Genomic DNA, 7507 nt, shown 5'->3' on the forward strand with positions numbered 1-7507 from the left:
AGCCTGATGCCGGGACGTACACGGCAATTCGGCGGCGGCCAGGGCGGACCGGGCGGTCAGGGCGGCAACGACCGCAACGACCGCCGCGGTGGCGGCCGGGACCGGCGCGACGGCGGCCGTGGCGGGGCCGGCCAGGACAAGACCCCGCACCTTGAGAAGGTCGTGACGATCAACCGCGTCGCCAAGGTCGTCAAGGGCGGTCGTCGCTTCAGCTTCACCGCTCTGGTGGTCGTCGGCGACGGCGACGGTCAGGTCGGCGTCGGCTACGGCAAGGCCAAGGAAGTTCCCGCGGCCATCGCCAAGGGCGTCGAGGAAGCGAAGAAGAACTTCTTCCGCGTTCCGCGCGTCGCCGGCACCATTCCGCACCCGATCCAGGGTGAGGAAGCCGCCGGTGTCGTGCTGCTCCGTCCCGCCTCCGCTGGTACCGGTGTTATCGCCGGCGGCCCGGTGCGCGCGGTGCTGGAGTGCGCGGGCGTCCACGACGTGCTGTCGAAGTCGCTCGGCTCCGACAACGCCATCAACATCGTGCACGCGACCGTGGCGGCCCTGAAGGGTCTGCAGCGTCCGGAGGAGGTGGCCGCTCGCCGCGGTCTGCCGCTCGAGGACGTCGCCCCGGCCCGGATGCTGCGTCAGCGTGCCGGCCAGGGGGTCTGACATGGCTCAGCTCAAGGTCACTCAGGTCAAGAGCAAGATCGGCACGAAGCACGCTCACCGCGAGTCGCTGCGCACCCTCGGGCTGCGCAAGATCCGCCAGAGCGTCGTGCGTGAGGACACCCCCCAGGTGCGCGGCCTGATCCACACCGTCCGCCACCTGGTGGAGGTCGAGGAGGTCCAGGCATGACCGCCATCAAGATCCACCACCTTCGTCCGGCTCCTGGCGCCAAGCGCGACAAGATCCGCGTCGGCCGTGGTGAGGGTTCGAAGGGCAAGACCGCCGGTCGCGGCACGAAGGGCACCAAGGCCCGGAAGAACGTGCCCGCCGGGTTCGAGGGTGGGCAGATGCCCATCCACATGCGGCTGCCGAAGCTGCGTGGATTCAAGAACCGGTTCCGCACCGAGTACCAGCCGGTGAACGTGGGCGACATCGCCCGGGTGTTCGCTGACGGTGGCAAGGTCGGTCCGGAGGAGCTGGCCGCGAACGGTCTCGTTCGCAAGGGCAAGCTGGTTAAGGTTCTCGGCAACGGGGACCTGAACGGGGTCAAGCTTGAGCTGACCGCGCACGCTTTCTCTGGCTCTGCCAAGGAGAAGATCGAGGCTGCTGGTGGTTCGGCCACCGTTAGCTGATCTGGCTTCGGTTTAGAAACGGGTCCGTCCGGGTTTTCCGGGCGGGCCCGTTTTGTTTTGGTTTGTCTGCTCGGCTCGTCGCCTGGCGGCGACATTGCCTTGTTCGGTGGGCCCCCACCCCGAAGCTCGATTGTGCTGACGGTTCGGGGGTGCTTGTCAAAGCGGGAAAGATGCCTTGACAAGCACCCCCGAACCGCAGGGACGCTTCATATCGGGGTGCGGGGGAGGGGCTGGGTGCTTTGAACGTTGGGTGCATCGGCTGCGGGGAGGGGCTGGGTGCTTTGAACGTTGGGTGCATCGGCTGCGGGGTGTGGGCTGAGTGCGTCGACCGTTGGGTGCATCGGCTGCGGTTTGCGGGCGGTGGGGGCTAGCGCCCCAATGTGGCATTGGGTGCATCCCACGCACCGAACGCCACATTGGGTGCATCTGACGCACCCAATGCCGCATTGGGGCGGCATCCCGGCCGGCGCGGGGCGGTCCGAAGGGCTCCTTGCGGGAATCGGAGTCCGTGAAGGGGCCCCTCGCGACCAGTGGTGGGTCGTGAGGGGAACCCTGAGGGAATCAGAGTCAATGAGGGTGGCCCTCACGTACGGCGGCGGGGCGTTGGCGGTGCTGTTTTCCCTGCTGCTGTGGGAAAGCCCGCCGAACGGTGCGGGCCGAACAGGTGATCATCTGTGCTCCGACTGGCCTCACCTGCGGCTCAGCGCCGCGGGGCGGTCTCGCACTGAGACGTAAAACGCACACGCGCTGCGGGCGGCCCATGCGAAGCTGTTAGAGTCGGCGGCACGCTTCCGGGCCTGTTTGCCCTGAAGCGTTCCTGGCTTGCCAGTGAGTCAGACATCCCGCCGGTCTCGTACCGGCCAAGCCGATCGTCGGTTGGGACGACCGACGACGCCGAGGAGGTCCCCCGCGTGCTCAGCGCATTCCGCTCGGCTCTCGCGACGCCGGATCTACGCAAGAAGATCCTGTTCACGCTAGCCATCGTCGCGGTCTACCGGATCGGTGCAACCATCCCGGCTCCGGGGGTCTCGTTCGCCGCCGTGCAGGCCTGTACCGCACAGGCCGATCAGCAGGGCGTGTACCAGCTGCTCAACCTCTTCAGCGGCGGTGCGCTGCTGCAGCTGTCGCTGTTCGCGACGGGCATCATGCCCTACATCACCGCGAGCATCATCATTCAGCTGCTCACCGTGGTCATCCCTCGCTTCGAGGAGCTGAAGAAGGAAGGCCAGTCCGGCCAGAACAAGCTGACCCAGTACACCCGGTACCTCACGATCGCGCTGGCGATCCTGCAGGCCACCGGCGTGGTCGCGCTGGCTGACCGCGGCACCCTGTTCCAGGGCTGCTCGCAGCCGATCATCCCGGACAACAGCATCTACTCGCTGACGCTGATCGTGGTCACCATGACCGCCGGCACCGCGGTGATGATGTGGCTGGGCGAGCTCATCACCGAGCGCGGCGTCGGCAACGGCATGTCCGTCCTGATCTTCCTGAACATCGCGGCCCGCATCCCGGCCGAGGGCGCCAACATCATCAGCAACGGCGGCGGCGTCGCGCTGGTCGTGGTCCTCGCGTTCGGCCTGGTGATCATCGCCAGCGTCATCTTCGTCGAGCAGGGCCAGCGCCGGATCCCGGTGCAGTACGCCAAGCGCATGGTCGGCCGCCGGATGTACGGCGGCACCTCGACCTACCTGCCGATCAAGGTGAACCAGGCCGGTGTCATCCCGGTCATCTTCGCCTCGTCGCTGCTGTACCTGCCGCAGCTGCTCAGCCAGCTCATCGGCGACCCGCAGAGCAACTCGGGCTGGCAGTCGTTCATTCAGAACTACCTGGTCAACCAGAGCAGCTGGGTGCACATCCTGCTCTACTTCCTGTTGATCATCTTCTTCACCTACTTCTACATCACGATCACGTTCAACGTGGACGAGCGTGCGGAAGAGATGAAGAAGTTCGGCGGCTTCATCCCGGGCATCCGGCCCGGCCGTCCCACCGCCGAGTACCTCAGCTTCGTGCTGGGCCGGATCACTCTCCCCGGCTCGCTGTACCTGGGCATCATCGCGATCCTCCCGAACTTCTTCCTGTCCCTCACCGGCAGCGGGAACAACCAGAACTTCCCGTTCGGTGGCACGGCTGTGCTGATCATGGTCGGCGTCGGGCTCGACACCGTGAAACAGATCGAAAGCCAGCTGATGCAGCGCAACTACGAAGGGTTCTTGAAGTGACGCGACTGGTTCTCGTCGGACCGCCCGGCGCGGGCAAAGGCACGCAGGCGGTGGCCCTGTCCGAGCAGCTGCGGATCCCGCACATCTCGACGGGCGACCTGTTCCGGGCGCACGTGGGCCAGGAGACCCCGCTCGGCCAGGAGGCCAAGCGGTACCTGGACTCGGGCGAACTGGTGCCGGACTCGGTGACCAACGAGATGGTCCGCGAGCGGCTGGCCGAACCGGACGCGAAGGCAGGCTTCCTGCTCGACGGGTTCCCCCGCAACACCAAGCAGGCCGAGGTCCTCGGCGAGATGCTGAGCGAGGCCGACACCAAGCTCGACGCGGTCATCCAGCTGGATGTGGCCGAGGACGTCGTCGTCGGCCGCCTCATGTCGCGCGGCCGCTCGGACGACACCGAAGACGTCATCCGCCGCCGCCAGCAGGTGTACGTGTCGGAGACCGCGCCGCTGCTGGAGTACTACTCCGACATCCTGGTGAAGGTCGACGGCGTCGGCGAGGTGCAGGAGATCTCGGACCGCGTGCTGAAAGCGCTGCGCGACCGCACGTGAACCTCGGAGGATTGCGTGTTCTGCAAGTGCTCCGCCGCGGGCGCATGATCGAGGTCAAGACCCGCGGCGAGCTGGAGGCCATGCGGGCGGCCGGACTCGTCGTCGCCCGCACCCTGGCCGCCGTGCGCGAACTCGCGCGGGCCGGGGTCAGCACGGCCGAGCTCGACGAACTGGCCGAGCAGACGATCCGCGACGCCGGCGCGGTGCCCTCGTTCAAGGGCTACCACGGGTTCCCGGCGTCGATCTGCGCGTCGGTGAACGAGCAGATCGTGCACGGCATCCCGTCGGCCAAGCAGGTGCTCGCCGAGGGCGACCTGATCTCGGTCGACTGCGGTGCGATCCTCGACGGCTGGCACGGCGACTCCGCGGTGACGCTGGAGATCGGCGAGGTCAGCGAGAAGGACCACGAGCTGTCCGAAGCGACCAAACGCGCCATGTGGGCGGGTATCGAGGCCGTCCGCGCGGGCTCGCGGCTCACCGACATCTCGTTCGCGGTGCAGACCGCCGCCCGCCAGGCGGGCGAGGACGACGGCCGGGAGTACGGCGAGATCCTCGAGTACGGCGGCCACGGCATCGGCCGCGAGATGCACATGGAGCCGTTCCTGCCGAATGTCGGCAAACCCGGCAAGGGCCCGCGGCTCAAGCCCGGCATGGCGCTCGCGGTCGAGCCCATGCTGACCGGCGGCAGCGGCGAAACCCTCGAACTGGAAGACGGCTGGACGGTCGTCACCATCGACGGTTCGCGCGCCGCGCACTGGGAGCACACCGTCGCCATCACCGAAGACGGTCCCTGGGTCCTCACCCTGCCCGAAGAGTCCTGAGCGGCCCCGCGCCGCCACTCACAAGGGTCTACTTCACCCCCGGTCGACGGGGCACTGCACGGGTTGCGTACACTGTCAAGTCGGCGCGCTCATGCGCCGGTTCCAGCATGCTCGTGAATTCTCGCGAACCTCATGGACCCGGGGCCGAGTGTGGCCGAGCACCACCCAGTAAGCAAGGACTCGAGCTCAAAACCGATCACGCTGTGCACATCAAGCGTGCATCAGGGATTGCGGAGGACATGGCTAAGAAAGACGGGGCCATCGAGGTCGAAGGCCGCGTGGTCGAGCCGCTCCCCAACGCGATGTTCCGCGTCGAGTTGGAGAACGGCCACAAGGTCCTGGCACACATCAGCGGCAAGATGCGGCAGCACTACATCCGCATCCTGCCCGAAGACAGGGTTGTCGTGGAGCTGTCGCCCTACGACCTCTCCCGTGGTCGCATCGTCTACCGCTACAAGTGATCACGCCAGAGCCGAGCAGAGCAGGAAGCAGGAAGACGTGAAGGTTCAGCCGAGCGTCAAGAAGATCTGCGACAAGTGCAAGGTGATCCGCCGTCACGGCCGGATCATGGTGATCTGCGAGAACCTGCGCCACAAGCAGCGTCAGGGCTGACCACCGCACTGCAGCAGGCCGATTGACGGCTACCCAACCCTCCCCGTGCCTGCCGGACCGTGAAAAGCGGTCCGGCGCACCCCCGGACTTCAGGCCGGGGCCGGGACACCCGGGGCGCAAGCCACGGGCCGACAGGCGAGTCGGTTCCGGAACCGGACGGGGAGCAGACCTGAAGACGAACCCGAAGAAGGAGCACCAGTGGCACGACTCGCTGGCGTCGACCTCCCCCGCGAGAAGCGGTTGGAGATCGCGCTGACTTACATCTACGGGATCGGCCGTACCCGCTCGAAGCAGATGATCGCTGCTGCCGAGCTGAACGCCGACACCCGCGTCAAGGACCTCAGCGACGAGGATCTCGTCAAGCTGAAGGACTACATCGACGAAAACTTCAAGGTCGAGGGTGACCTTCGCCGTGAGGTGAACGCCGACATCCGGCGCAAGATCGAGATCGGGACCTACCAGGGTCTGCGCTGGCGTCGCGGTCTTCCGGTGCGCGGTCAGCGCACCAAGACCAACGCCCGCACCCGCAAGGGCCCGAAGAAGACGGTCGCTGGCAAGAAGAAGGCTGGCAAGAAGTGAGCACCCAGGGCAAGAAGGTCGTTCGCATGGGCGGTTCCGTCCGTCGCTCCACGGCTTGTGTCTCGCCCAAGGCGCTCTACGCCCGCCCGATGGCACTGCGCAACCTCTACACCGACGCCGGATCCATCATCCGCCGCGGGCAGCAGGAAGCGGTCGCCGCTCACCAAGAGAACGCGCGCTAACAGGAGATCCCTCAGAACATGCCACCCAAGAGCCGCACTGCGGGGGCCAAGAAGGTCCGCCGCAAGGAAAAGAAGAATGTCGCGCACGGTCACGCGCACATCAAGAGCACCTTCAACAACACCATCGTCTCGATCACGGACCCGACCGGCGCCGTGATCGCGTGGGCGTCGAGCGGCCACGTGGGCTTCAAGGGCTCGCGCAAGTCGACTCCGTTCGCCGCGCAGATGGCCGCCGAGAACGCCGCCCGCAAGGCTGCCGAGCACGGCATGAAGAAGGTCGACGTTTTCGTGAAGGGCCCGGGTTCGGGCCGCGAGACGGCGATCCGCTCGCTGCAGGCGGCCGGCCTCGAGGTCGGCACCATCCAGGACGTGACCCCGCAGCCTCACAACGGCTGCCGCCCGCCCAAGCGGCGCCGGGTCTGAGGAACGGGGAGGAGTACTAAGAAATGGCTCGTTACACCGGCCCCGCGACGCGTATTTCGCGTCGCCTCAAGGTTGACCTCATCGGCGGCGACCAGGCTTTCGAGCGTCGCCCCTACCCGCCGGGCCAGCACGGCCGCGGGCGCATCAAGGAGTCCGAGTACCTCCTGCAGTCGCAGGAGAAGCAGAAGGCTCGCTACACCTACGGCGTTCTCGAGCGCCAGTTCGTCCGGTACTACAAGGAAGCCGTGCGGCGTCCGGGCAAGACCGGTGAGAACCTGCTGCAGATCCTCGAGTCCCGGCTGGACAACGTGATCTACCGCGCCGGCATCGCCCGCACCCGCCGTCAGGCGCGGCAGCTGGTGAGCCACGGCCACTTCCTGGTCAACGGCGTCAAGGTCAACGTGCCGTCCTACCAGGTCACCAAGTGGGACATCATCGACGTCAAGCCGAAGTCGGCGGGCACGCTCCCGTTCGTCGCGGCGAAGGAAGCCTTCGGCGAGCGTCCGGTTCCGGCGTGGCTGCAGGTCGTTCCGTCGAACCTCCGCGTGCTGGTCCACCAGCTCCCGGAGCGCGCGCAGATCGACGTTCCGGTTCAGGAACAGCTGATCGTCGAGCTCTACTCGAAGTAACCGGTCTCTGCGACTGGTTACGGGGCGGCGGCGTCCAGTGCGCCGCCGCCACGCCATCCCTTCGACGTCATATGGCGGGCGTCGTCTGGAAAGGAAACTAAGAAATGCTGATTTCCCAGCGGCCGGCTCTCGGCGAAGAGACGGTCAACGAGACCCGCTCCCGGTTCACCATCGAACCGCTGGAGCCCGGCTTCGGCTACACGCTCG

Annotated in this window: 12 protein-coding genes; all 12 read left to right on the plus strand. The window is 66.8% G+C overall.

Annotated elements, in window-relative coordinates; genetic code table 11:
- The first annotated feature begins 6 nt into the window (after window positions 1-6).
- The 12 genes from rpsE (at window position 7) to rpsD (ending at window position 7300) form a co-directional block, all read left to right on the plus strand.
- Window positions 7-654 carry a 30S ribosomal protein S5 gene (gene rpsE / locus ACWDNU_RS37285; RefSeq protein WP_067583695.1) on the plus strand — a complete coding sequence of 216 codons (648 nt, stop codon included), beginning with the start codon at window positions 7-9 and terminating at the stop codon, window positions 652-654.
- Between the two features lies 1 nt (window position 655).
- On the plus strand, window positions 656-841 hold the full coding sequence (gene rpmD / locus ACWDNU_RS37290; RefSeq protein WP_004558875.1) for a 50S ribosomal protein L30: 186 nt from the start codon (window positions 656-658) through the stop codon (window positions 839-841).
- The gene (gene rplO / locus ACWDNU_RS37295) at window positions 838-1284 is read left to right on the plus strand and encodes a 50S ribosomal protein L15 (protein WP_009072329.1); all 447 of its coding nucleotides are present in this window, start codon (window positions 838-840) and stop codon (window positions 1282-1284) included. Before rpmD ends, rplO begins: the two co-directional genes overlap by 4 nt.
- Window positions 1285-2195: 911 nt before the next feature.
- On the plus strand, window positions 2196-3503 hold the full coding sequence (secY, locus tag ACWDNU_RS37300) for a preprotein translocase subunit SecY (RefSeq protein WP_344270202.1): 1308 nt from the start codon (window positions 2196-2198) through the stop codon (window positions 3501-3503).
- A complete protein-coding gene (locus tag ACWDNU_RS37305; RefSeq protein WP_037816258.1) occupies window positions 3500-4054 on the plus strand; it encodes an adenylate kinase in 555 nt (184 codons plus the stop codon). Before secY ends, ACWDNU_RS37305 begins: the two co-directional genes overlap by 4 nt.
- A gap of 44 nt (window positions 4055-4098) precedes the next feature.
- A complete protein-coding gene (gene map / locus ACWDNU_RS37310) occupies window positions 4099-4875 on the plus strand; it encodes a type I methionyl aminopeptidase (protein ID WP_370940585.1) in 777 nt (258 codons plus the stop codon).
- A gap of 239 nt (window positions 4876-5114) precedes the next feature.
- Window positions 5115-5336 (plus strand): translation initiation factor IF-1, encoded by a 222-nt coding sequence (infA, locus tag ACWDNU_RS37315; RefSeq protein WP_004558881.1) that lies wholly within the window; start codon window positions 5115-5117, stop codon window positions 5334-5336.
- 37 nt (window positions 5337-5373) lie between these two features.
- Entirely contained in the window at window positions 5374-5487 is a 114-nt protein-coding gene (gene rpmJ / locus ACWDNU_RS37320; protein ID WP_004558882.1) for a 50S ribosomal protein L36, read from the plus strand.
- A gap of 198 nt (window positions 5488-5685) precedes the next feature.
- Entirely contained in the window at window positions 5686-6066 is a 381-nt protein-coding gene (gene rpsM, locus ACWDNU_RS37325) for a 30S ribosomal protein S13 (protein WP_009072337.1), read from the plus strand.
- Window positions 6063-6248 (plus strand): hypothetical protein, encoded by a 186-nt coding sequence (locus ACWDNU_RS37330; RefSeq protein WP_009072338.1) that lies wholly within the window; start codon window positions 6063-6065, stop codon window positions 6246-6248. Before rpsM ends, ACWDNU_RS37330 begins: the two co-directional genes overlap by 4 nt.
- 18 nt (window positions 6249-6266) lie before the next feature.
- Window positions 6267-6671 (plus strand): 30S ribosomal protein S11, encoded by a 405-nt coding sequence (rpsK, locus tag ACWDNU_RS37335; protein ID WP_009072340.1) that lies wholly within the window; start codon window positions 6267-6269, stop codon window positions 6669-6671.
- Window positions 6672-6694: 23 nt separating this feature from the next.
- Window positions 6695-7300, plus strand: a complete 606-nt coding sequence (rpsD, locus tag ACWDNU_RS37340; RefSeq protein WP_037816256.1) for a 30S ribosomal protein S4 — start codon at window positions 6695-6697, stop codon at window positions 7298-7300.
- Window positions 7301-7507 lie beyond the last annotated feature (207 nt).

This window comes from Amycolatopsis sp. NPDC003676, from assembly GCF_053587275.1.